This is a genomic window from Bacillus sp. FSL K6-1033 (genome assembly GCF_038630765.1).
Taxonomy (GTDB): domain Bacteria; phylum Bacillota; class Bacilli; order Bacillales; family Bacillaceae; genus Bacillus; species Bacillus altitudinis.
The window spans coordinates 782958-808485 of record NZ_CP152041.1 but is presented as its reverse complement, the minus strand read 5'-3'; the positions used below and the strand labels follow the sequence as shown (position 1 = coordinate 808485).

Genomic DNA, 25528 nt, shown 5'->3' with positions numbered 1-25528 from the left:
GAATAGTGAGAGGGAACATGAAAAGAATACATGTGAATTTTTCTATTTATACTGGAATGAACAACAAATGATTAGTACATGCATATATAAGCATGTATTCACATATAGAACGTTCATATAAAACAAGCATGACTCATATGGTATGTATGGTGAGATAGTTCAGCATCATATAGATCGCATTCCTTCTACTCCCTTCCATATGGTAATCAAAAAGCCGATGCTTTTTATTCTTACATTTACCGTTTGAGCAGCAAAAAAATAAACAAAATGATCCATTTTTATAGGATTCATGGCATACTTATCACCTTTTAAAAGAAAAATATGGAGAATCAGCGAATAACATTTGTTTTCGTCTAATTTTTTTCTCATTTATCATCAAAAGTGAAGACAAAACGATTTAGGCAAAACATTACAATCATTTCATGCCTATTTTGAGCTCAAATGTTCTTCATCTGAACTTCATAATATATAGAGGTAAGCCAAAGAAAGGAGTTAGTTGTTTGATGGAGCTCATTGATAATAAATCAAAGAGATGGATAAACATTTTAAAATTGCTTGTATCCAAAAATAAGTGGTGGAGCCTTCAAGAGATATCGAATGAACATATCGGTTCTGTTCGAGCCATTCAAAGCGATATAGAACAAATGAAATCGTTCCAAACCGAGAACGGAGAACCGTTAATCCACATAAAGCCAAGACAAGGCATATCCATTTGTAATACGCAGACGATACGAGTGGATTACTATATCAAAGAAATTCTAAAGGATACGATTGAAATTCGATTGATTGACGGCATTTTTTTCGAAGAAAACAGATCTTTCTATGAATGGATGGACACGCTGAATATCAGTAGATCCACACTGTATAACACGATTCATAAAATCAACTCGATCCTTACATCCTATGACATCGAGTTACGCCCAGATAGTATGCAGTTTCATGGAAATGAGAAGGAGATTCGTCAATTCTTTGTTGAATTTTTATTTGAAGTGTATGGAAGCCGCCTTTGGCCATTTGATGATATTCAAAAACAAGACGCAGTTCATTTATTACAAGAACTATTTCAGGTGCTCGAAGTCAATGTACCAGATGTCGCGATAGATAAATACTGCCTGTGGCTCGGCGTTTCCATTCACCGAATGCGAAAAGGTTTTACAATCAGCCGTAAATATACATACTCAATGAATGAAGAAAAACAAACCTCTACAGCTAAAGGAATCTATGATCAAATTAGAAGATGGGAAGAGCACATCTGCCGTATGGCCAAAGACGTATTTGATGTGACGCTGGATCATCATGAATTTGTCTTTTTGCTATTGATCGAACCAGCTATTGGACACTTTAAATCAATTGAGTCTGTCGAAGAAAAATTGACGTTCTTTCAGTCGCATACACCACGCCTCTATGATGCCATTCATTCATTTATCACCCAGTTGGAGTCGATTTTTCATCAAGAAATAGCGAATCGTAAGGTGATGACACTCGTTCTCCTCCAATATTATGTGTATTCCAATGAAATTACCGTGAGAGATGGATTCCTTTTCAAAAAGAAATCGAGCTATTTATCAGAGGTGAAAAAACAGTTTCCTTACTTCTATTCGAGGATTAGTCATATCATCCAAGAGTTAAAAACAGACGATATCCTCGCTTCTTTTGTGAAAAATGAACGGGAATTGATTCGTATCATTACATCTTCTTGGAGAGGGCTTGTTCATTTGGAGATGGAACGGAGAAACGTGCTGAACATTTTTGTTACTTCAACATTAGGTTATTATCATAGTTTGTTTATTGCTGATTTAATTAAATTAAGCGTGCCTCCTCTCATTCACATTTTCACAAGTCCAGAAAATACGTTAAATGATGTCACGATGGATCAACTTGGGGTTGATATGATTGTGACCGATACTGAGCTTCCTCTTCAATTCGGTCGATCTACGCTGCTGATCAGCTCTTTTCCAACAAAAAAAGAATTGGACAACTTACACCGAAGATTGGTTGATATGACAAACTAATGTTCATCATAAAAAAAAGCTGCTGAGACATTCTCAAGCAGCTTTTTGGTTCTGTATTAATGAAGCACGATTTGTTCATTCATCAAATCAATGGCGTAAAGCGATTGCTCATATTCATCTAATAGAAGGTATACTTTGAGCGGGGCAGTGGTTTGATCTGTTTGCTGTGTGAATAGGACACAAGTGAATTTTTCAATCCCATCTGGCAGCTTGCTTTTCAGAAAAGGATGAAGAATAGGAGAGATTCGAAGGGTATCAACATCTTTCAGCCAAAGCTCATCTTGTAACGCAGGATAATGGTCAACCAAAAACTGACGAAACACTTCCAATGTACTCAAGGTAGATATCCTCACTTTCTTCTAACTTGGCTTCAAACTCACCTAAAAACAAACGGAACCAACTCATCATATGATCTCGGTACACGTATTTTCGCATACGGCTTGAGACATGATCACTCACTTTTTAGACATGAACTGTAGATCGACTGTACTGTCACGAATGTTCAATATGTATAACGTTTCCTATGTCTTCTCATTGACTCCATCACGAATTCAATCAATGGACCTATGATCATATTCTTACCTGTTTTCTTTCGTGATGAAACGACAACTTCCTGCTACAAAATTCCATTTTTCTGCAAAAAAGAGGGAGATGGGACAAAAAAAGAACAGCACTGACTGTTCTTTTGGAAGTTATGAAAAGTCTGTCAAAGAGAACACTTCGCCGCTCACTGCATCAACGCCATCATGACAATCGAGCTTGCCGCATAAAACATATTGTTTTTGCACATCGTCATAGACATAGATGGGTGTAAGTTCGAGGCGTTCTCTCAATGTTTCAAAGGCTTGTTTCTGAGTTATGGTGATTTCACTAGCTGTTTGAGATGGATTGAGTATCCCACATACTTGAAACATCTCTTTTTTATCTATGTAATTAATGGCTTCAAAAGTGTTGGCATCAATGAAGACCTTGATTTTATCCATAAATCCACTGCCTTCTTGCTCATTCGTTTTTAATATCGCATGGATGTATCCATGATCACGTTGGAGTGTTTTTAGAACCCACTTCCCTGTATCGTTTGAATATTTTTGCGCCAAAAAGGTTCGAACCGCTTTGATACACTCATCCTGGTCTTCTTTTGATATCGGGAGGGAATCTGGTGACGGTTCCAATGAGAAAGCTTGTTCAGCTGAAATGTTCTCATGAATGTCCATTTCCTTTTTTTCAAAGGCATTGTTTATCGGTTCATTCCACTCAATGACTTCATTCATGTGTATACAATGCGTTTCTTCACGCCCAACCTCAAACGGAAGAGTTCCCGTTCCATCGTTCTTCACATAGATTTCTTCTAAAGCATAAATAGAACGGATTTGATTGTGCTCGAAGGAAGGCCATTGAAACATCTGTACTTGCTGCTTGGCTAAGTTCTTCACCTGATCAAGGGAAAGCACATATTTCTCATCTTTCAGTAATGTTTTGGCTAAAAATGGACCGTGGTGTGTAAAGTACATGAGCTGTCCATGTTCATTCCATTTCACTTCGATTCCGCCTGAAGGTGCTACTTTCACACCATCTATTGCTTCTTCGAAAGAAAGTTCCCCTTTCTCCTTCTGATGCATATGAAAATGCTCTCCATAGATCAATCCTGTTTCTTGTTCGATCCATTGAATGACATGAGCTGGATAAGGTCTCTTAAACGTGACACCATGCTGCGCATAGGTTTTGTCCATAACAAAAATAACCGACTCGGTCTGTCCTGTATTCAAGTTCACTTCAATGACAGCTGTGCCGTCTGGGTTTAGATCATGGTCTTCGGGTTCCGTTTCATGAGAGGGAAACCATTCCATATTCAATGTATACACCGTTTCATTGAACATATTGACGTAGCGATGAAAACTGTGTCTTTTTAGGTAGTAAAGATCTAAGCCAAATTTCGCCTTTGTCTGATCGATTAGTTGTTGAATGTTTGCATTCAATGAATTCACCTCAAAATGATGATGTTTTATGGAAGAACAAAAATAACGATAAAGATGAAGATGATGATTGCCATAAAAAATCCTAAAGCGATTGCCATTATATTTGACTCTTTTGTGTAGCCTGTTAATTCACCTACAGTCGATCGGTCAATTTTTCTAAAACGAAAAAGCATGCTTATATTTAAAATGGCTAGAACCATCAAAAACAAGAAAATGATCAATGCAGGATCGACGTCACTGAATGCATTATCCACATTTTGTAAAGTGAATGATTGAATAAACATAATGACACTCAATATGATTTTCCACACATGATCTAACCGTTTTTCCTTTTCCCACTCTTTCCCTAATTTCTCTTTTTCATAAATAGCTACCTGCTCTAAAATAGGTATGAAAGACTTTGTTGTTCCTTTTCTAATAAAGCCTAAAATGCCTTGAATAAGCATTAGAATTCCTAAACAAAAAAGGAAATGTGTCAGTTGGATTTTAACAATTTGAATCAACATAAAAAAAATGATGATCATAAGTCCGACAAATAAATTAGAGATAGCGATTTGTTTTGTCCTCATCTTTTTTAGTGCAGCTTGTTCCATGTGATAAACTCCTCCTCGTTTCAAATTTTTCTGATAAACGCTCTATCCTTATTACGATTTTAACGAAAAAATGTTTCAATATTTTCCCTTTCAATTGTCAATTCGGCTTTTTCACAAATGAAAAGACGTCCACATTCAATGGACGTCTTTTCCTTCTTCATGAAATCAGCACATCATATTTGAGCTGTTCTGTCTTTTATTTGCTGGGCTGCCAAGTGTTTAAAGTCATCAATAGACAGCATCTTTGACATTTTTTCTCCATGTTGTCTGATGTTCAGTGTTTTTTCTTGCATTTCTGTATCTCCAATGACAGCGATATAAGGAATTTTTTGCATTTGTGCTTCTCTCATTCTATAGCCGAGTTTTTCATTCCGTTCATCGATTGTGACTCTAATTCCGATATTTCTTAATTGCTGCTGCACCTCTATGCAGTAATCAAGGTGAACGCTTGAGACAGGTATGATTTGTACTTGGATTGGTGCGAGCCATAACGGGAAGACGCCGGCAAAATGTTCAATGAGAATACCAAGGAACCGGTCAAGTGAACCAAAAATGGCACTATGAATGACAACTGGCCGCACCTTTTCATTTTTCTCGTTGATATATGTTAAATCAAATTTCTCTGGCATTTGAAAATCCAGCTGAATTGTGGCGCACTGGTGGCTCCGCTTTAGTGCATCTTGAATATGAAAGTCGATCTTCGGACCATAAAATGCCCCATCTCCTTCATTTAAGTAGTAGTTAATCTTTAACTGATCAAGCACATTTTTTAGCGCTATTTCGGATATATCCCAAATAGCGTCATCCCCTAATGCTTTTTCTGGGCGAGTGGATAGTTCGACTGAATACTCAAAACCAAATGTCCGATACACATGATCAACTAATTGAAAAATCCGTTTGATTTCAGCTTCGATTTGATCTTCTCTTAAAAAAATATGGGCATCATCTTGGCAAAATGTTCTGACCCTGAACAATCCATTTAATGCTCCGCTAAATTCATGACGATGCACTTGACCAAATTCAGACATTCTAATTGGAAGGTCTCTATAGGAATATAAGTTATTTTTGAACATGAGCATATGCCCTGGACAGTTCATCGGTTTTAAAGCAAAACTTGTATCGTCTACTTCTGAGAAATACATATTCTCATGATAATGATCCCAATGGCCTGACTTTTCCCAAAGTTCTTGGTTCATCATAAATGGAGTACTTACTTCTTCATATTGCGCTTGACCTCTCACTTCTCTAGAAAAGGCCATTAATTCATTTCTGACAATCTGACCTTTTGGTAAATAAAACGGCATGCCTGGCGCTTCTTCTGAAAACATAAAGAGGGATAACTGTTTCCCTAATTTCCGGTGATCACGTTTATTTGCTTCTTCCATGAAATGAAGATAATCAGCTAGATGATTTGGATGCTGAAATGCTACACCATACACTCGCTGCAAGACATCCTGATTGCTATCTCCCCGCCAATATGCCCCTGCCACACGCATTAGTTTAAATGCCTTTAAATACCCTGTAGAAGGCAAATGAGGTCCACGGCACAAATCTATAAATTCTCCTTGCTGATAAATCGTGATGGCTTCTTGTCGAGGGAGACTTTTTAAAATATCCAGTTTATATGGATCATGTGCAAACATCACTTCAGCTTCTTTGTAAGAGACCTCCATTCTTTGAATAAGGTGATTCTCGTTTATGATGTTTTTCATCTCTTTTTCAATCATTGCCAAATCCTCTACGCTTAACGTTTGATTCAGCTTCATATCATAGTAAAATCCATTCTCAATGACAGGTCCGATCCCCAGTGTCACATTGTCATATAACCTTTTCACAGCTTGGGCTAATACATGTGCAGCTGTATGACGTAACACTTCCAGCCCTTCTTTTGAATCAAGTGTTAGAATCGAAACCCCCGCATCGTTGTTTAACGGATAACTTAAGTCCACTGTCTGATCATTGATCTTTCCCGCTACTGCTTTTTTTCTTAAACTTGGGCTAATATGGGAGGCAACCTCTGCGACTGTCGTACCTGCGGAGAACTCCTTGATCTTTCCATCTGGAAATTGAATTTTTACCATTTTTTCTCTCATCACTGACACACCTTTCTCTTTTTTGAAATAAAAAAAAACACCCATCCCTCATAGAGGGACGAATGTGTAATCCGTGGTTCCACCCAAATTCCCATAACGCGTATTCGCTTTATGGCTCTGGCGCCGTAACGTGGCGTAGACGGTATTGGATACTGCAATGTTCCCCAATACAGCTCAAAGGTGGTAAGATAGCTTTTCTGCGTTAGGAAGATTTCACCGTGACTTCCCTCTCTGTGAACCGATAAAAGCTGCTCATGTCCTTTTCAAAGCAATCATGCTATAAAAGTAAACAAAAAAACACACCCATCCCTCATAAAGGGACGAATGTGTGATCCGTGGTTCCACCCAAATTCCCATAATGCATATTCGCTTTATGGCTCTGGTGCCGTAACGTGGCGTAAACGGTATTGGATACTGTAATTTCCCCAATACAGCTCAAAGGTGGTAAGACAACTTTTCTGCGTTAGGAAGATTTCACCGTGACTTCCCTCTCTGTGAACCGATAAAAGCTGCTCATGTCCTTTTCTTCGCTTTTGATTTCTCCATATATTACATGATGATGGGGAATGATGTAAAGATTTATTTTGTACAGTGCTATTGAATTTTATTCTTTAAATGAAATGTCTTGTCATTTCACTGGGGCTATATTCGACTTGATACTTAGGAGATAACGCATTCTTCACTTCTTCCGTTATACACTCCCCTGCTTGATTAAACTTCTTTTCCATTTCTACCCCTTCTGGCAACAAGTCATCTGTTTCTTCATCAAACCAACAACCATACTGTATGGCCCAATTCCATATTTTAGAGAATAGTACATCGCTTATAGGTACATCATCTCTTTCTAAATGACATTGACAATGTCCGCATTGAAAAGGTTCGCCACCATAGGTTCCTTCAATTTTCACATAAGGTTGGTGCTCAAAATCACGACAGCATACCCATTTTTTGAATTCCTGACCAAATGTTGTCAGTTTTATCGAGTAATAACGCATGGACGTTCGTTTTCCTTTCATAGCAAAAACACCTTGATCAATCAGCTTCTTTAGCCGATACTCAATAAAATCATCTCCGATATATTGTTCTAAATGACCAAGGACTTCTCCAATTAAGCGTGGAGTTACGATGTATTCCTCTTCTGGCTCGGACAGATGAAGCCGCTTAGCCATTTTTACTAAATAAGCATCAAATTCATCCTCTGATACATTGAGCGTTTGTTCATTTCGCCATATCCTAAGTGTATGATCTGTTTCGGCAATGTGAAGCCACTCTTCTTGTAATCGTTCTCTTTCTTCCTTGGAAATGGTGTGAAAGTGATTTTTACTTTCATAAATGATTTTAAATTTTTCAGATGGGATTTCCCCAGTATGTCGAAGGTCCATGCGAATCGTCTTTGTATTAAAATGGTGATCATATGCAATCGCTGTATTAATGACAGACACGTCCACGTTTTTTCCTTTTAATAAATAGATGGCAAATCGTAGACCTATTTGTTCGTGTGCATTGTTGCCTATCCATATCATCATATGTGAGCCATCTTTTATATCCTTCACTTGTTGAATCATTATTTGCTGATCGATTACCATATCATCAAATCTACCAAACTCATTGGACATGACATGACGAAGCCACTCCATACGAGTCTCTTGTCCTTGACGTTCATGTAAGTGTGTAAGTGGGCCAATGGAGTAGATATCATCAAAGGTGATGATGTCTTCCACTGGTTTTTGCTTCATTTCACGTAATGCTTGCTTTAAACTACCAGCAGTTGCTGCCCCAAATACGATATGTATCATTATTCGTCTCCCTTTATCTTACATTTTATATCATCTTCGCCTATTCATGGTTCTTACGTCAATTCTATTGAGTCAATTTCATTCAAAAGTACGACGATGAGAGGATAAGACCTATATAAAGAATGCAGAATTGGGGAGACTAGATTTTTTATAAAAAATGAAGAACCCCACGAAATGGGGCAGTCAGTTTACTGAGCTAACTTTGAGACTTTCTTTCTAATGATCTATTGATAGAAATACCCTCCAAAAAGGGAAATTCAGTTTATGTATTTCTTCACAAGTTCCCCTTCACAATCGTTCTTTTGGCTTTCTTGACAATTCTGCTGGTTGCTTTTGTATCAGAATCTTTTAACCACTGTTCACACAGGTTTATGACCCAATTTGGTTGTGTTTTACTAGCGTCATTGAGCCAGTTTCCAACAGAATCTTGAACATATGTTGATGGATCAGATTTGAGCAAGTCTAGAATAGGCTGTGCCCTCATTGGCTCTTGTTTTAATGACTCAATATGCTTTGTCCAAACACCTCTTGGGCGAATAGCTTCTACTGAGAATCGGCGAATATTTTCATCTTTACTTTTAGCCCATGCTGTTAAATGTTCTATACTTTGATCGAGCTGATCCGTTAGGCTTTCTCTCACTGACATCCACGCAATTTCTCGAACTCCAAAATGATGATCAGCTGCAAATGGTTGAATGTACGCCAATTTCTCTTCCAAAGTTGATAAACGGTGTTTGTTCATATAAGCAGCCCAACAGCGGACGCTATCAGATACATGGTGAGTAAATGCCTGTAGCACTTCCGCTTGTTTTTCCCCATTCTCTTTCTGTAGCCATTCATCTAACAATTGACCGATGAGACGAATTGCTTTCATTCCAGACTCAGCCTTTTGTTGAGTGATCTTAGATGTTAAACCGTCTAAATGATGGTCTAAACCAACGGATGGCAAAACATGACGTAATAACGTCATATGATTGACAGCCAGCCATTCAGTTAAATTCACACTCTCTATTTTTCCCTGATTCAAAAGGAACAAGACGTCATGAGGGATATCAGTTCCCTTTCGAGCACCTTTTCGATTGATGATCTCTTCGCTTATTTGCATTTATTTTCTCTCCTCGTCTAGTGGTTCTTTTGTTTGATATTCATCGTTTTTAAAAGAAATATATGAATGCCTTCAATCTTTGGATATTGCCCCCTATTGTATCAAATAAACAACTTTACTGGTGCATTCTTCAAACCAAAAAGGAACTACCCGAAATAAGTAGTCCCTTCCATACAAAATTGAATTTAAGTTACCTTCCTTGCTCGATCACCTTCAAACGCTTATGTTGAGAAAATCGGTCAAACGCCACCATGAGAATGGTCATGAGTAACGCAAGGAAAACCGTACCGGCGCTGAGCCAGCTTAGGTTCAATACAGAGGTTCCGTTTAACACAATCCCCCCTAACCCCGATCCTAAAGCAAATCCGAATTGAATAAATGATGTATTAACACTTAATGCGATATCAGGAGATTTTGGAACAAGGGTTACAAGATATAGCTGCTGAGCTGGTGATGTACTCCATGTAGCGATCATCCATATCATGATAACAGCCACCATGACTACGAGATTCCCTGTGACAAATGCTAGTAGCATGAGCATCATGATTTGCAAGATGATGCCAGAAAAAATCGTGAAGATGGGTCCTTTTTTATCTGCTGCCATCCCTCCAAGGCTTGATCCTAAAAAGCTGCATATTCCCGCTAGTAACAAAATGCCACTGATTTCTGTGATGCTAAGGTTTGCTGATGCTTGCAGGAAGGGCGTTAAATAGGTAAATAACGTGGAATATCCACCTACATAAAATAGCGTCACTGCCACCGCAAGTAATATCCGCTTATCTTTTAAAATCGATAATTGCATACGAAGCGTCACCGGCTCTTGTTCTTTCATAGAGGGGATTCGCCTATACACCACAATCAGCGGAATAAGCGTGATCACTCCAATGGCTGCGAATAATGCTTTCCATCCGATCATACTGCTTAGAAATGTCCCGATTGGAACGCCTAAAACCAAGGAGCTGCTTAATCCCATTAAAATGATGCCAATCGCTGTTCCTCTTTTTTCCCGTTCTACAAGACGAGTTGCAACCGCCATCGCCACTACAATCGCCGTTCCCCCACTGATTCCTTGTAAAATTCTTGTGATCATGACCATTTCAAACGAATGGCTGATACTTGTGATAAAGTTACTTAAAATAAAAATGATCAGCGTCCATGTTAATATTTTTCTGCGGTCCATATTGATGGTTAGTGCGATGACAATCGGTGCACCGATTGCGGCCGAAAGTGCTAAAGATGTGACCAATAAGCCTGCAGTAGACGTTGTGACATGTAAATCATGTGCGACCATTTGAATAATGCCAGTAATGATGTATTCGATCGTTCCGATTAAAAAAGCTGCTAAAGCAAGTAAATAGACAACGGTTTTATTTTGCATCGTGACGTTTCTCCTTTGGGCCATGTTTACGATTTGATTTCATTCTTAATAGGAATTTGAATTTCAATGAGTCTGCCTTCTTCATTTTCTGACAATGGGTAATAGATTTCTCGGCCCGGCTGATCATCTTTCACGCGGTATCCGTTATGTTCAATCCATGTCGCCAGGTCAACACAAGCAGTTTGTGCGGATGGAGAATGTGAATGAAATAAGAGTGTTGCCATGGTGTCTTCTGCAGGTAACGTGCGAATTGTCATTCCCTGAGGAAGCGAGCACCTTAACGATTTGACGGAATACCCCACCTCAAATTCGAACTCACTTTCTTTATCCAATGATTCTCTCCATAACACTACTTGTGGTCCCGAGATCGATTCTTGTTGATGTTTATGTAATAAATGATGAAACATTTGAAAGAATGAAGGGATTTCTTCAACAGTTCCGTGGGATTGAAAAGACATGATGCGTTTACTTTCAACAGATTTAATGATGACCTCCTGTTCTTTTTCAACACACCCCTCTCGTTTGATGAGATGCATCCGCTCCTTAATACGGGCTAATTTCTGTTGTTCTCTCTCGATCAATTGCTGAATCTCACTCTCTTTCAAGAGAAACATGCCCTGAATTTGCTCTACTGAGATATCTTCACGAAGAAGCTGCCCCATTTGCTTTAACGTAAAGCCTAATTCCTTATAGAGAAAAATTCGATTGACCTCAAGTAACTGCTCAGCTGAGTAATAACGGTATCCCGAATCTTGATCGATCTGCTGAGGCTTTAATAAATCAATTTGGTCATAATACCTTAAGGTTTTGACAGACACTTTACTTAACATAGAAAAGTCGCCGATCTTGAACATCCTGCATCTCCTCCGATTTGTTGATCTGATCACAGTATAAACCTTTCAGTTAAGGGGAAGGTCAACATGAAGTTGATTAAATTTTTCAAAAGCACGAAAAAACCTAGATTTCTCTAAAATCTAGGTTTTGCTCATTATCCTACTATTTTTTCTAACAATCCCATCTCTTCAACAATCTTTATATCATCCATAAATCGTTGCAAACTTACTTTATGCTCTTTCTTTTGTAAATCTGTTGAATAACCTAAGCATAGATTAAAAATACAATCTAACCTTTCTCCGACTCCACTATAAAAATAATTCGTCAATATTCCATTATTTTCACTTGCAAGAACCACAACTGTAGCGATCTCTAATACATATTCTATATCTTCTATAGAAATCGTTCGATCCTTTTTCTTAGCAGTCATGAATTCATGACTATGAATAGAACGAAGCCTACCTTCAAGTAAATTGAGTATAGACCTTTTATAGATGACATACACACTGTGAATATGATGTTTATCAGGACAATAGGGATCTTGTAAAATGAATTTTATACGTTCATCTTCTTTTTCCATTTTTATTGCATCAAGATCATATAATAAAATATGATCAATTTCTTCTATTTTCGTAGGAGGAAACATGTGGGCTACATCTGTTTTGTTTTTCATTTGATCACCCCGAAATCTAGTCTCTCTTACTCCAAACGTTCCAATCTTTCAAGCCACTTGACAATAGTTCCTTTTGTAAAGACATCGAGTATGACACCCTCGCAAAATCGTTCGGCTCTCAGAACCCCCATGATGAGAGCCAGTACACACTGCGCATTTACATTTGAGGTGTCCACATTCTCCATATCGTTCGTTCCACCCTCAATGCCATTTTCTTTGAGTATCTCACTGTAGCGGGTAAGCTCCATTTCTTGATGTTGTTCTGCAAAGGTATAGACATCCTCGATAAAACGACGGACCGTTTCGGAATAATTCACAAAGGGCATCTGAATCGGGTGTTCTGCTGTTCCATCATTTTCATGATCTATGACCCATTCACCAATATCATCGCCTTGAAGCATAGGGATATAGTTTGTTAAGATGTTAAATTGACTCAATCTCATCCTCCACCTTTCCATGAATTAAAAATTCTTTGATCGATCTCTCTGAATAAGTTAATAAGAAAGTCCGTGATGATCGTACAAACTAGAAGCCAGTATTCAAGTCACGAACCATTTTTATTCATTTCACTTTTTACACTCATACCATCGATACAACTGTCTTCACATGCACGGTATTAATCATCTTGCTCGTCAACGCTTATGTGTCATATTAAATAATAAGCTGATACCAGCTGTGAATAAAGCGTCAAGGAATTTATAAGACGATTCTCAAATAAAAAAACACCTCTGTCACATCGTTGCGAAGAGGTTATGTTCACTATTTTGTCTTTATACTTCTTAGAAAGGCACTTCTGTTCTCTGTTGCATTTGTCAGCATCTTCGCATTTTCATTGAGTCTTTGTACCAATGCATCCTTAGCTTTTCCTTTAAATGAAGAGAGTAAAGCAACATACACTTCAGCTACAACCTGTTGTGCTGAAGAAAAGTCTGACGCATGTTTTGTGTCTTCTTTTAGATGCTGACAATGCGTTTTTAAACTTGAACCTACAATTTTTTTTAATTCCTCATTCTGTTGTAATCGTCTGTAAAACTCATCTGCATCCATATTAACCCCATATGGCAATTGAAATCCCCCTTACAACCGTAACCATCTTGCTAATTCATTATCCTTATCTTTTAAATCCTCCGCCATTTTCACAATAAACTCACTAATATCCTCTAAATCTCTAATCAAATAATGTAGAGAAGCCTCAGTTTGATACTGTTCTTCTGAGTCATAAAATGCTGCTCCATCTTTCACAAAAGGGGCGTGAAACAATATAGCTTTTTCAACGTCACTTGGATCTAAATCCTTGAATTCTCCTAATCTCTTTCCGCAAATAGATTTCACGTCATACACCATTTTGCTGTGATCATGAGGGAATTGTTCAATTGCTTGCTTTTTTGTTTTTAAGTCTTCGATAGCTGCCTGTAATCGATGAGCTAATTCTTTTGCATATTTGGCATCCACTTTGATGGTTTGTCCATTCATACCTGAATAAGATGAAAATGATTCGATATTCTGGTTATAAACACCTTTGCTTCCATCCACACTTTTGATATGACCATTCTTATCAAAAGTAAAGTTCGACTCATTTAAACTATGAGTATCCGGATCTTTTGCGAATGCTTGGCCATAGAAGGAAGTAATCAAATTTCCTAAAACCCCAGGAACACCAAGCGGTGACACAAACCGATCTATACGCTCTCTTCGTGATTGACTAGGATTTTTCGTATAAATTGTCGTTCCGTTGTGCCTGTCATATTCTAACAACCAACCTGCCCCCACCATATCATCGGGATTAATGATGGCTTTATGATATAAATCAAATTCGCCGTTTCTGATTTTCTTCTGTGTTTCCTCATCATGCAGCTTAACAATGGAAGGGTTGTTAAAGGCTACACTGTAAACATGATTGTTTACACCAGCGTATTCCGCATCTGCCCCTCCAAGTGAGTGACCCGTTGTTGAAATCACTGTATTAGTGCCAGCATACTTTTTCACTTCATTGGCGACGAGCTTATCACCTTGATCAAATTGAGATGTCTTAGTGACAATTTTGTAATCTCCACTTTTCAACAACATGGCTTGTTCCATACTACCGTTATACTTGGTAATCGCTTTAGAGTTTTCAGGTGCCTCTTTTTTCATGATGTATTTGACTTTCTTTTTCGGGTCTTGACCCATTACCACGTTGCCGCCATCTGCACTTATCACGTCAGCTTTGATTTGCTCTTGATTTGTTCCTTGAAAACCTACGACAACATTCTCAGGCTCTTTTGGTTTAACCCATTTACCTTCTTTTTTCTTGGCTTGGACAAATACGTAAACATCTAGCCCTGTGTCTGGGTCTTTTTTGATTTTGTCTACATAAAAAGCTTTTTTTGAATCATTTACAAGTGGTGTCTTATTCTCATAGGCTTTTCTCATTTTCTTTTCACTATATGTATTTTGGCTCAGAGAAAAATAATCTTTATCTGTTAAATTAGGTATGTCCGTCTTTGTATTCATGTACAATGCCCCTTCTCTCATGTAAAATCTAAGATAGAAAGGATGGTTTTATGAAAAAATACATAATTATCCTTGTGACTTTGGTTATTATAACACTTGGAGGGATATTTATGAAGGAACAACACGACAAAAAAACAGCTGCCCAAGAAGCTAAAAAAGAAGAATTGTATTCCTTGGCTAAGAAAAGAATGACTGACTTTATTAAAACAAACTATAATGATATTAAACGAATTGATTATACTGATGATTATGAGATAAACCCAATGGGCGGTATTGAAATTAATGGTTATCTCAATGAAAATAAGAAAAAAGAAATATGGGGAATCTATGATAAGGGCAATGACGAAGTCATATCTTTCACTGTAGATGCTAAAGAAAAACCCGAGTGCGAAGATAAAGTATGCGAGTATTAAAAAGAGGATAAATCATCGAATAAACAAAAACGTCCCCTTGGAATTTCAAGGGGACTATTTGTTTACTTCAAGAAGGCTTCGAACTGCGCCTTTTTCTTTGGTTTTGGACCATATATACCATCTGCGATAACACCATGCATATATTCATATAAAACTTCCATTGATAAAACATGACTGGTGATATTTATGCTCACTTAAAAAAAATTTGGTGATTACTTCATATTAGAAGGTTAAATGATCATAATGGCCTTTCGCGGTTCTTTGCCCACTATTATTTAAGGACTAAAGACACCACACACTCCACATGTGCCGTATGCGGAAACATATCCACTGGTTGCATGTATTCGATCTTGTAGTCTTTTGACATGTATTCGAGGTCTTTTGCTAGTGTAGATGGGTTGCAAGAGACGTAGACAAAGCGTTTTGGTTTGACTTGTTTAACGGTGTCTAGGAAAGTGCGTTCGCAGCCTGTTCTTGGCGGGTCGACGACGATAACATCGGGACGGAAGCCTTCTTTGACCCATTTTGGCAGCCAGTGTTCGGCTGTGCCTGTCACATAAGTTGCGTTTTTCATGCCGTGTTTTTTGGCATTTTTCTTCGCGTCATCAATTGATTCTTTGATGACATCCATACCTCTTACTTCTTTTGCTCCATCTGAGAGCCACATTCCAATGGTTCCAACGCCGCAATACGCATCGACTACCTTTTCTTTGCCAGTCAGTTTGGCCGCTTTTTTCGCTTCGTCGTAAAGCTTTAATGTCTGCTTCGGATTCAATTGGAAGAAAGCCCGTGCACTCAATTCAAATGAGACGTCTCCTAAAAATTCTTGGATGACCATGTTGCCAGCTAGGAGCGATGTTTTATGCCCAAAGATGACTGACGTTTTTTCGCCATTGATATTGTGCATAATAGACGTCACTTCTGGCAGACGTTTTTGAATGGCTTCGGCGATTTCTTTTTTCTTTGGAAACTCAGGCTTTGATGTGACAAGGACGACTTGTACTTCACCTGTTTCAAAGCCGACACGCACAACAATCGAGCGCACGTCGCCTTTTCTTGTCCGCTCGTTGTAGACAGATACGCCGAATTTCTCTAAAATTTTGCGGACGACGCCTGTTGTTTTATTCGTTTTCGGATGCTGGACGATACATTCCTTGATCGGGACAAGTTTATGGGAATTCAGCCCATAAAGCCCTGCGATGATGTCGCCACTATGTGATCTTCCGACTTGGAACTGACTTTTATTCCGATAGTGCCACGGATCTTCCATACCGATTGTTGGTCTAATGTCGATCTTTTCAACCGACAGCTTTGTATGACGCTCCATTGATTGAATGACAATATCGCGTTTTTCCTTTAGCTGCTGCTCGTATGCCAAATGCTGAAGCTGACAGCCTCCGCACTCTTCGTATACTGGGCAAGGCGGTTTCACTCGATGTTCTGAGCGCTTGCGGACTTTCCTCACCGTACCTTCTGCATATTTCGCTTGAACATTCGTTGCTTCAACTACTACTTCCTCACCTGGAAGTGCACCTGGGACAAAGACCACTTGCTTTTTAAAATAACCGACCCCTTCCCCATTAATGCCAAGGCGTTTAATGGTAAGCGGGAACTGCTGCCCCTTTTGCAGAAGGGCTCCTTGCTGTTTTTCTTTCACGTTTATTCTCTCCGTTCTATTTAAACCTTTATCGGTTGTCCTCATTTTATTCCATCTGAATAGTATATCACGACTTGAACGAAGAGAGAAAATGCCTTTCAATTATTTATCTGTCTCTATACTTCTCCATAAATAAAGGGAGGCGTAGCTTAAATACGGTGCCCACTCCTTGCTTAAAACTGCCATCTCTTCTTTTGTTGGCTTTTCTGGCAGGTCAAAGTGACGTTTGATCGCATTTTGAATCCCGATATCTGCCATTGGAAAGAGATTTGGTCTTCCAAGTCCATTCATGAGGACATTTTGAACCGTCCAAGGTCCAATCCCTCTAATCGGAAGCAGACGTTCTTCAATTTCAATATCCGTTAAGTCGTGTAATTCTTCTAAATTCAGAGAGCCGCTCACTATTCGCTTTGAGACATCAATCACATATTCCGCTTTTCGCTGACTGAATTGCAGTTTTCTCAAATCATCGGTTTCAAGTGATGCAATGGTTTCCGGTAAAGGGTCAAACCAGACGCCGTCGATTTGCTCACCATACGTATGAACAAACCGTTTCGTCAGCTCATAAGCAAAGGCAAGATTGAGCTGCTGATGAATGATGCATTTCATCAAGCAATGATATAGATGGAAATCCAGCATAAGCGGCGTTCCGATATGACGGTCAAAAATGGGCGCAAGATTTGTTTGAGCAAAATGGTCATGCACGGCATGTAATTGATGTTCCATGCCAAATATCCGCTTCACCTCAGAAAGGATGGCTTCCTCCGGCCCGTTTGCCTGTACCCGGAACGAAGGTGCTTCTTTTGTTCCTGTCGCTTGAACGACTGCAATGTACGGTTTATGATTCAGCCTCATCGGTACTTTGATTTCTCTTTTATCCAGATCGACCGCCTTTAATGGATCGCTCGACAAACGTCTCAGCACTTGATCGAAGTGATAGGGCGGTTCAACCAATAAGTGTTTTTCCCACATGTTTTTCCTCTTCCTTTCTGCCAACACACGCAGATGTGATTGTTTCACTTTGCATGAATGATTCTCTATATTGAATACTTTTAAATATAAAGAGTACAAGAATTTATCAGTTATATCTTCCTTATTTATGGTCATTCTCCTTTTGGATAGATGAAAATTTTTAGTCGAATTCAGCTAAAATTCGACAGCAATCTTCAACATTTTAGGATCATTTTCCTTAAATTAGAAATAGAACCTATGGGTGATATCTTCTATTTCAAAAATATTTGTATAATTATGACATATCAAGGAGGTGAACAAAGGAATTAGCGGATTAGGCAATCATTTGTTTCATCTTGCAGGAACATATTTACCTCATTGATAACCGGCTTCACCTAGTTTCACGTTTTACTAAAAGAAGACCCAAAATTTAAAAACAAAGGAGATCCGACCAATGAAAAAAACAATTCTTTCTGTTGCCCTTGCCACTGCTGTTTCTTCGACACTACCAGTATTCGCTGACGCTGCTGAGCAAAAAACTGCTCCAGTTTCAACAACTATTCAGCAAACTGTGTTAAACAAAGCTGCTGAAGGTAAAGCAACGACAAATGCGACAAATGTTAACATTAACTTTGACGTACTTGGAATTGCCAATGCATTAATTAATGCTGCAAATGCTAACACGAACCGTGAAGGCTTTGTCAAAGGATTAATGGAGTCTGCTTTCTATGCTGCTGGCGCAAAATACAATGTCATGGTCTTTAACTTAAGCCAAGGCTATGAGACTCGTTTCAACGGTGTTAAAACGTTTGCTACTGTTAAATACGGAAGCATTACGTACGGAGTTTGGGTATTTGAAAATGGATCTTTCACAAACAAAGGTGATGGCGGTTACATCAACTGGGCATTTAGAGGTTGGTTCGACCGTAACGGTGGTTTCGTCAACTTCCGTCGTCCTTAATTCTCGCTTTATCCATCAATCATACACGCACATTGGACCGATCTCAGCGATGAGATCGGCTTTTTTATGGTGAAAACATATAAGTTCACCGCTGCTGCTTCATGATATAATGCAAGTCTGGAGGGGTGCACATGCTGAAAAAACTTGCAGTGACAAAAAACGGCGACTTGATTGAACATGCAACATTGCAGCAGCTTTCAAGCCCCGATATTGCCTGGTATTGGATTGATTTTTATGCGCCAACGGAAAAGGAAGCAGCACTATTAAAGGAATTTTTTCAGTTCCATCCGCTTGCGATTGAAGACTGCTTCCATTATTTACAGCGGCCAAAGCTTGATTTTTATGAAGGGTATTTATTTTTCGTCCTTCATGCCCTCAATCAAAAAACACTTCGATCTGAAGAAGTCGACCTGTTTGTTGGAGAAAACTATATCGTTACTTTTCATTTGAAGGAAGCACCCTACATTGATCGAGTCATTCGAAAGCTCAAAGGGTCTGATAAAGCACGAGAGAGCGGTCCAGAGCATATGGCTTATATGCTGATTGACCAGCTCGTCGATGATTATTTTCCTATTATTTATCAAATTGAGGACCGGCTCAATGAAATCGAGGATGAAGAAGGGCATAAAACGTATGGTACATTAATGAACGAAGTATTCGGTATTCGATCCGATTTGCTCAAACTGCGCAGAACCATTATCCCGATGAGGGACCTCTTATATCGAATTGTGAACACGAATATGATGAAAAGCGATGCAAACCGGCAAGCATATTTTAATGATATTTATGATCATCTATTGAAACTAACAGAAATCGTTGAGTCAAACCGTGATATGACAGCCGATTTACGAGACAGCTATCAAACACTAAATTCCAATCGAATGAATGCCATCATGATGACACTGACCATTGTCTCGACGATTTTTATTCCACTGACCTTTATTGTTGGGGTGTATGGGATGAACTTTGATAACATGCCTGAATTACACTGGAAATATGGCTATTTTGGCGTACTGATTTTCATGGGTTTGCTTGTCTCAGGGATGCTTTTGTGGTTTAAACATAAAGGATGGTTTAGGATTTTTAAATAGTTTTTTGAGAGAAGTGCTTGAAAGGGAGATACTATGGAAAACTGGATTCCACTGACAGACAAAGAACTAAAGTACGCATGGAAAACATTTGATCAAAAGTTTAAATTTAACCCAAGCATCTCTCGCTTTCCCGGTTTTCAAGCACCATCTCCTTACATCACATATGATATCTCTGCTTATTTCGAGGACCCTTCTCTCCTAAGTGGGGATGAAGACCTTGAAAAGAAGGCACTGCTGTCTTTTCAGGAGAATATCACCGGAACGGACGAATATATGCAGGTACTTGATTGGCAGCACGACTGCTATTGGATCACACCATACGGCTCATTTGAAAAAGATGAATTTGGAGAATGGAGAGTTCCTGTGCTCCCAAATGGAGATTACTATTTCTTTTTATCAAAAGAGATGACTTGGGGTTTACTAGGACATCCTTGGGAGCAAAGCATCACGATTTTCGGTGAGGGCTTGATTGACTCCTTTACTCGTCATCGTCCCCTTTTGTTCCAGCGTAAAATAAGAGAAGGATAAGTCAAAAAGATTGCAGTGTCTGCAAGCCTCAGATTGTTGACAAAGGGCTAAAATGAACTTGATTTTAGCCCTTTGTCTTCTTTTCAGCGTGATAGAAAACCTTTGCAGTCTAGGAAGGACGAGTACTGGCGCGGAGCGAATTTCACATTCGTGAGCACCAGCACGCAGGACTGACAACGAATGCGAGGGTTTGGCTACACGCTGAAGCTTGCAGATGTCTGCAAGCTTTTTTCTATAGCTGAGGGAGATGCCATACTTTTTCAAGCATGAGATCGTCTAAGCTTTTAAAGGTATATCCTTGTTTTTTTAAAGCAGTGATGGCATCATCAAGTGCCTCGGCATTGTCCCTTGAGACGGTATGAAGTAAGTAAATGGCACCCGGATGCGCCTGTTTCATCATTTGATTGTACGCATACTGCTTTCCTTTTTGATGGTGGATGTGCCAATCTACAAACGCTACTGACCAGAAAACGGTTTGGTAGCCAAGCTGTTTCGTTTCCTTTAGTACCCTTTCACTGAACACTCCGCGCGGTGGACGAAGGTAGAGGTTATCTTGTTTTCCTGTGATTTTGTATACCGCTTCATTGACACGATCTAGCTCTTCTTTGATTTCTTTCGTGCTCTTTGTTGTTAAATCTGGATGGTGATAGGAATGGTTGCCAATAATATGACCTTCCTCTGCCATACGTTTGACGAGCTTAGGCTGGTCCTTTACGAAGTGCCCAGTCACAAAAAAGGTGCCGGGTACTTGATGTTTTTTCAGCACATCCAAGATTTTGGGTGTGTACCCATTTTCATAGCCATTGTCGAATGTAAAATAAATCTCTTTCTTTTTCGTATTTCCTAAATAGAAAGCATCATATTTCTTTAAGAGTGTCGTCAGTTCCTTGCCGGCATCTGCTGGCTTGTGCTCTTTGCTTTTAGCAAATCCCCAATGAATCGGCTGATTAGACACGGCTTCTAAGTTTGAAAAAGGCATCGATACAAAAAGCGCACATAGACAGATCAGTATGCATTTTTTCATTTACGTCACTTCCCGGTTTTTCTTCTATTGTGCAGAATATACCGGGTACTCATACACTTTTTGACCTGCCAATTTAAAGAAAAAAGCCCGCATCAGCGCGAGCTATTCTTCCTTCCAATCGGTTTTAAACCGTTCATATTTCGCTTCTAGGTCGTCAATCATCTGGATGAGTCTGTCTATATCCTCAACGTCTGTGGATTCAGGATCTAATGAATCAATCACATTCATAAACATATCTAATCGGTTCTTTAAATAATCAACCTGCTGCTCTTTGCTGTCTGCTGCCTTGCCCATAGATACACTCCCTTTAGCATTTGTTTATAGCTTATCTTTTTTTCCTTTGTAAATCAATTGTGTCCCCTCTTGCGTATAACGGTGATGGGGCTTAAAATTAACTGTTGGCGGGTCTATGTTTGCCCGAATGAAAAGGAGATAGATACCATGAACCAAAAAACAGCACTTCGCCCGATTACACCTGCATTCGACCCTTGGGAAGCCTATCTCGATGTGCAGGATTACGGAGAAATGAAGCTGACAAATATTGAATTGACGACAACGACGTTGTGTAACATGAGATGTGAGCACTGTGCGGTTGGCTATACTTTGCAGCCAAAAGATCCGAATGCACTGCCACTCGATTTACTGCTTCGCCGTTTAGATGAAGTACCGCTCTTGCGTTCCCTTAGCATCACAGGCGGAGAGCCGATGCTGTCTCTGAAATCTGTACGGGAATATGTCGTTCCTTTATTAAAGTATGCCCATGAACGCGGCGTCCGTACCCAAATTAATTCGAATTTAACACTTGATTTGGCTCGATATGAAGAGATTATTCCATACTTGGATGTCCTACACATTTCACATAACTGGGGAACAGTCGAAGAGTTTGCTACGGTTGGTTTTGCAATGATGGACCGAAAGCCAACCTTTGAGCAGCGCGAGAAATTGTTTAACCGCATGATTGAGAATAGTCAAGCACTTGTGAAAGCGGGTGTAACCGTATCTGCTGAAACGATGCTGAATAAGCGTACGCTTCCTTATATTGAACACATCCATCGTCAAATCGTGGACGAGATGAAATGCCAGCGCCATGAAGTTCATCCGATGTATCCAAGTGATTTTGCCAGCGCCCTTGAATCATTGTCGCTTCCGCAAATGCGGGATGCGATTCATCAGCTGCTCGATGTTCGTGATGAGAACACATGGATGCTGTTTGGCACATTGCCATTTTATTCATGCAGCACAGATGAAGAAGACCAGCGCCTCTTGACTCGATTGCGTCAAGCGAAAAATGTGACAGTACGAAATGACCCTGATGGTCGTTCACGATTGAATGTGAATATTTTTGATGGGAATATTATTGTGACAGACTTTGGCGATACACCGCCATTAGGAAATATTGAAACCGATACGTTGCAATCAGCTTATACACGCTGGATGAACACAAAATTGGCAAAAGAACTGAATTGTCATTGCCCAAGTGTGCAATGCCTTGGTCCGAATGTTCTTGTGAAAAACAGTTATTATCAAGATGTTGATTTTACTTCTCGTACAGCCAGGGGGTAACCGATAGATGGACGAAACATTTCTGACAGTGGTCAAGAACAAATACATTGAAATTCTCCTTGTTGGCCTCATTCTTTGGCTTGCCGTCTTTATGATCAACAAAGCGCTTCAGATTTTCTTTAAACGCACTGAATTCATTGAAGACAAGAAGAAAAAAACGATTGAGAGCTTGGTCAAATCGGTTTCAAAGTATACAGCTTCCATATGTTTTGTCTTATATGTGATTTCTCTATTCTTTCATGACTTTGGGAAGATTCTTGCGGGGGCTGGTGTTGCTGGAATTGTCATTGGTTTTGGCGCTCAGACCTTGATTCGTGATATTTTAGCCGGCATCTTCCTCATTTATGAAAGGCAAATTCATAAAGGTGATTATGTGACGGTCAATAATCTTTTTAACGGAACCATTGAAGAAATTGGTCTCCGGTCTTTGCAAATTAGAGAATGGAGCGGCAAGCTGTTAACCATTTCAAACGGAGACATTCGTCAAATCCAAAACTACAATATGCACTACATGCGTATCACAGAGTCAGTCTTGATCAGCGCAAACCAAAATCCTGACATTGCTTTCAAGGCGCTAGAAACAGCATGTGATCAGTTAAATCAAATGCATCATGATTTACTGAAAAAAGATGAATTCCAAAACGCCATTGAACCTTTTCAGGTTCATGGCATTATGGGGCTCAATAAATTGAATCGCGGGATTGAGATCACCGTAAAAGGAATGGTCGAGGATGAAAAATACTTCGAAGCCGCCCTCGCTGTGCGAAAAGAAATGATCACACAACTTCACCAGCATGATGTGAAATTGCTTGAGGATCTCGTCTATCCACAGCCTGCAAAATAACCTCATTTGTGATGGGGTTATTTTTTAATTGTTTTTAGTTAACCAGTTAATTATAATATTATATAGTTCACCAGTTAACTAAAAGAAAGGGTGTTTACATTGAGAAAAACTGAAGCGATTTTTTTATTAAGCAAATGTATCAAGAGGTGTTAATCCAATTAGATATAGAAAAGGTGGAGACTTATTTTTCTTCAGATTATCAGCAAGTCACTGATGGAAAGGTCTCTTCCCTTAATGAATTTAAAAAGCATCTCTCCACATTAAAAGTCATGACCAAACAGCTCGACATCCCCGCCTTTCATGATATGTTGTTTGATGAAGAGACTCAGCAAGGGTGTTTTCGTTACACTGTACATATTGAGCTGTCCACAGGAGACCACGGTCTAATAGATGTGATGGCGTTATTTACTTTATTAGATGGTAGAATCATTCGGTGTGATGAGCTGACTAGACCGCATGAGAAAAATAAGACGCTTGAACAACTTGGACATATCAGCTAAGGAATCCTTTTCTTTTCAGCCCTCTTACTTCTATCCTCTTGACTGATTCATGTATAATAGAAAGCAGATTGATTTCATGCAGCATGGGGACCCTCATACTGTGTATTTACTAAGTGAAAGAGAGTGAATAAGATGGGTCGTAAATGGAACAACATTAAAGAAAAGAAGGCATCAAAGGATGCCAATACAAGTCGTATTTACGCAAAATTCGGGCGTGAAATCTATGTGGCTGCCAAGCAAGGTGAGCCAAACCCAGAATCAAACCAAGCACTTCGTTTTGTCCTAGAACGTGCAAAAACATATAGTGTCCCAAAACACATTGTGGACCGTGCGATTGAAAAAGCAAAAGGCGGTGCAGAAGAGAACTTCGATGAGCTGCGTTACGAAGGATTTGGTCCAAACGGATCTATGGTGATCGTTGATGCCCTGACCAATAACGTCAACCGCACAGCGTCTGATGTTCGTGCAGCATTTGGGAAAAACGGCGGAAATATGGGCGTCAGTGGATCTGTTGCTTACATGTTTGACCAAACAGCGGTGATCGGTGTCGAGGGGAAAAGTGAAGAAGAAACGCTTGAACTTTTAATGGAAGCAGACATTGATGTACGTGACATTATGGAAGAAGATGATACGGTGATCGTCTACGCTGAACCAGATCAATTCCATCAAGTTCAAGAAGCGTTCAAACAGGCAGGCGTAGAAGAATTTACTGTCGCTGAAATCACAATGCTGCCTCAAAACGAAGTGACATTAGATGATGAATCGAAAGCACAATTCGAGAAACTAATCGATGTATTAGAAGAGCTTGAAGACGTGCAGCAAGTTTATCATAATGTGGATTTAGGGGAATAATCAGCTAAGCCATCGTAGTTGTTGGATTCATTCAACTTCCGCGTTGGCTTTTTTATTGTCTAGGTAAGGTTTACGTTCTACTCAAGACCATGTAATATGAAGAAAGAGTCGTTTCCACAAATAACCAAGGAGCTGAGTTTCATTTTTAAAACATGGTGGTTTTCGTATTATGGCTTTATGATCCTCCCTTT

At 39.3% G+C, this 25528-nt stretch carries 25 protein-coding genes and 2 other annotated features; of the genes, 9 read left to right on the top strand and 16 right to left on the bottom strand.

Annotated features, from left to right (window positions below; all coding sequences use genetic code 11):
* The first annotated feature begins 503 nt into the window (after positions 1-503).
* Positions 504-2012, top strand: a complete 1509-nt coding sequence (locus tag MHH31_RS03980) for a helix-turn-helix domain-containing protein (RefSeq protein WP_342495311.1) — start codon at positions 504-506, stop codon at positions 2010-2012.
* Between the two features lie 56 nt (positions 2013-2068).
* Here the strand turns inward: MHH31_RS03980 and MHH31_RS03975 are convergent, their stop codons facing one another.
* The 12 genes from MHH31_RS03975 to MHH31_RS03920 all read right to left on the bottom strand — a co-directional run bounded on the left by MHH31_RS03975 (position 2069) and on the right by MHH31_RS03920 (position 14953).
* Entirely contained in the window at positions 2069-2350 is a 282-nt protein-coding gene (locus MHH31_RS03975) for a hypothetical protein (protein ID WP_008341718.1), read from the bottom strand.
* Positions 2351-2704: 354 nt separating this feature from the next.
* Positions 2705-3997, bottom strand: a complete 1293-nt coding sequence (locus MHH31_RS03970; RefSeq protein ID WP_342495310.1) for a hypothetical protein — start codon at positions 3995-3997, stop codon at positions 2705-2707.
* A gap of 17 nt (positions 3998-4014) precedes the next feature.
* Positions 4015-4581: a hypothetical protein gene (locus tag MHH31_RS03965; RefSeq protein ID WP_342495309.1), complete on the bottom strand. Its 567-nt coding sequence runs from the start codon at positions 4579-4581 to the stop codon at positions 4015-4017.
* 173 nt (positions 4582-4754) lie between these two features.
* Positions 4755-6674: a threonine--tRNA ligase gene (gene thrS, locus MHH31_RS03960; RefSeq protein WP_217967428.1), complete on the bottom strand. Its 1920-nt coding sequence runs from the start codon at positions 6672-6674 to the stop codon at positions 4755-4757.
* Between the two features lie 51 nt (positions 6675-6725).
* Positions 6726-6950, bottom strand: a binding site (T-box leader).
* A gap of 37 nt (positions 6951-6987) precedes the next feature.
* Positions 6988-7211, bottom strand: a binding site (T-box leader).
* 74 nt (positions 7212-7285) lie between these two features.
* Positions 7286-8470, bottom strand: a complete 1185-nt coding sequence (locus MHH31_RS03955; RefSeq protein ID WP_251211133.1) for a DUF1835 domain-containing protein — start codon at positions 8468-8470, stop codon at positions 7286-7288.
* 274 nt (positions 8471-8744) lie between these two features.
* Complete coding sequence (locus MHH31_RS03950) at positions 8745-9575, bottom strand: DNA alkylation repair protein (protein ID WP_217967430.1); 831 nt, start codon at positions 9573-9575, stop codon at positions 8745-8747.
* A 190-nt stretch (positions 9576-9765) separates the two neighbouring features.
* The gene (locus MHH31_RS03945) at positions 9766-10953 is read right to left on the bottom strand and encodes an MFS transporter (RefSeq protein ID WP_342495308.1); all 1188 of its coding nucleotides are present in this window, start codon (positions 10951-10953) and stop codon (positions 9766-9768) included.
* Positions 10954-10979: 26 nt separating this feature from the next.
* Positions 10980-11807 carry a MerR family transcriptional regulator gene (locus MHH31_RS03940; RefSeq protein ID WP_342495307.1) on the bottom strand — a complete coding sequence of 276 codons (828 nt, stop codon included), beginning with the start codon at positions 11805-11807 and terminating at the stop codon, positions 10980-10982.
* A gap of 134 nt (positions 11808-11941) precedes the next feature.
* A complete protein-coding gene (locus MHH31_RS03935; protein ID WP_342495306.1) occupies positions 11942-12460 on the bottom strand; it encodes a hypothetical protein in 519 nt (172 codons plus the stop codon).
* A gap of 26 nt (positions 12461-12486) precedes the next feature.
* Positions 12487-12897 carry a DUF6508 domain-containing protein gene (locus MHH31_RS03930; RefSeq protein WP_342495305.1) on the bottom strand — a complete coding sequence of 137 codons (411 nt, stop codon included), beginning with the start codon at positions 12895-12897 and terminating at the stop codon, positions 12487-12489.
* Between the two features lie 322 nt (positions 12898-13219).
* Entirely contained in the window at positions 13220-13525 is a 306-nt protein-coding gene (locus tag MHH31_RS03925; RefSeq protein WP_342495304.1) for a hypothetical protein, read from the bottom strand.
* Positions 13526-13537: 12 nt separating this feature from the next.
* Positions 13538-14953, bottom strand: a complete 1416-nt coding sequence (locus tag MHH31_RS03920; protein WP_342495303.1) for a lipase — start codon at positions 14951-14953, stop codon at positions 13538-13540.
* Positions 14954-15003: 50 nt separating this feature from the next.
* On the opposite strand from MHH31_RS03920, the gene MHH31_RS03915 reads away from it, so the two are divergent.
* Complete coding sequence (locus MHH31_RS03915) at positions 15004-15366, top strand: DUF1433 domain-containing protein (RefSeq protein WP_007496632.1); 363 nt, start codon at positions 15004-15006, stop codon at positions 15364-15366.
* 271 nt (positions 15367-15637) lie between these two features.
* Here the strand turns inward: MHH31_RS03915 and rlmD are convergent, their stop codons facing one another.
* Together rlmD and MHH31_RS03905 are read right to left on the bottom strand one after the other, a co-directional pair.
* A complete protein-coding gene (gene rlmD, locus MHH31_RS03910; RefSeq protein ID WP_125590612.1) occupies positions 15638-17029 on the bottom strand; it encodes a 23S rRNA (uracil(1939)-C(5))-methyltransferase RlmD in 1392 nt (463 codons plus the stop codon).
* A 96-nt stretch (positions 17030-17125) separates the two neighbouring features.
* A complete protein-coding gene (locus MHH31_RS03905; RefSeq protein ID WP_073415303.1) occupies positions 17126-17995 on the bottom strand; it encodes a DNA-3-methyladenine glycosylase in 870 nt (289 codons plus the stop codon).
* A gap of 433 nt (positions 17996-18428) precedes the next feature.
* On the opposite strand from MHH31_RS03905, the gene MHH31_RS03900 reads away from it, so the two are divergent.
* The 3 genes from MHH31_RS03900 (at position 18429) to MHH31_RS03890 (ending at position 20554) form a co-directional block, all read left to right on the top strand.
* On the top strand, positions 18429-18935 hold the full coding sequence (locus MHH31_RS03900) for a hypothetical protein (RefSeq protein ID WP_007496625.1): 507 nt from the start codon (positions 18429-18431) through the stop codon (positions 18933-18935).
* Between the two features lie 131 nt (positions 18936-19066).
* Positions 19067-20026 carry a magnesium/cobalt transporter CorA gene (gene corA, locus MHH31_RS03895; RefSeq protein WP_007496624.1) on the top strand — a complete coding sequence of 320 codons (960 nt, stop codon included), beginning with the start codon at positions 19067-19069 and terminating at the stop codon, positions 20024-20026.
* A gap of 33 nt (positions 20027-20059) precedes the next feature.
* Positions 20060-20554: a DUF2716 domain-containing protein gene (locus tag MHH31_RS03890; protein WP_135010384.1), complete on the top strand. Its 495-nt coding sequence runs from the start codon at positions 20060-20062 to the stop codon at positions 20552-20554.
* A 232-nt stretch (positions 20555-20786) separates the two neighbouring features.
* On the opposite strand, the gene pdaA is transcribed toward MHH31_RS03890, so the two are convergent.
* Both pdaA and MHH31_RS03880 read right to left on the bottom strand, forming a co-directional pair.
* Positions 20787-21578: a delta-lactam-biosynthetic de-N-acetylase gene (gene pdaA, locus MHH31_RS03885; protein WP_039168013.1), complete on the bottom strand. Its 792-nt coding sequence runs from the start codon at positions 21576-21578 to the stop codon at positions 20787-20789.
* 102 nt (positions 21579-21680) lie between these two features.
* Positions 21681-21872 carry an SE1561 family protein gene (locus tag MHH31_RS03880; RefSeq protein ID WP_003218031.1) on the bottom strand — a complete coding sequence of 64 codons (192 nt, stop codon included), beginning with the start codon at positions 21870-21872 and terminating at the stop codon, positions 21681-21683.
* A 147-nt stretch (positions 21873-22019) separates the two neighbouring features.
* Here MHH31_RS03880 and yfkAB point away from each other — a divergent pair, with 147 nt between their 5' ends.
* The 4 genes from yfkAB to MHH31_RS03860 all read left to right on the top strand — a co-directional run bounded on the left by yfkAB (position 22020) and on the right by MHH31_RS03860 (position 25337).
* A complete protein-coding gene (gene yfkAB / locus MHH31_RS03875; protein WP_017358799.1) occupies positions 22020-23141 on the top strand; it encodes a radical SAM/CxCxxxxC motif protein YfkAB in 1122 nt (373 codons plus the stop codon).
* Between the two features lie 7 nt (positions 23142-23148).
* Complete coding sequence (locus tag MHH31_RS03870; protein ID WP_025206933.1) at positions 23149-23985, top strand: mechanosensitive ion channel domain-containing protein; 837 nt, start codon at positions 23149-23151, stop codon at positions 23983-23985.
* Positions 23986-24131: 146 nt separating this feature from the next.
* Positions 24132-24485 carry a nuclear transport factor 2 family protein gene (locus tag MHH31_RS03865; RefSeq protein ID WP_235672226.1) on the top strand — a complete coding sequence of 118 codons (354 nt, stop codon included), beginning with the start codon at positions 24132-24134 and terminating at the stop codon, positions 24483-24485.
* Positions 24486-24617: 132 nt separating this feature from the next.
* Complete coding sequence (locus tag MHH31_RS03860; RefSeq protein WP_007496614.1) at positions 24618-25337, top strand: YebC/PmpR family DNA-binding transcriptional regulator; 720 nt, start codon at positions 24618-24620, stop codon at positions 25335-25337.
* Positions 25338-25528 lie beyond the last annotated feature (191 nt).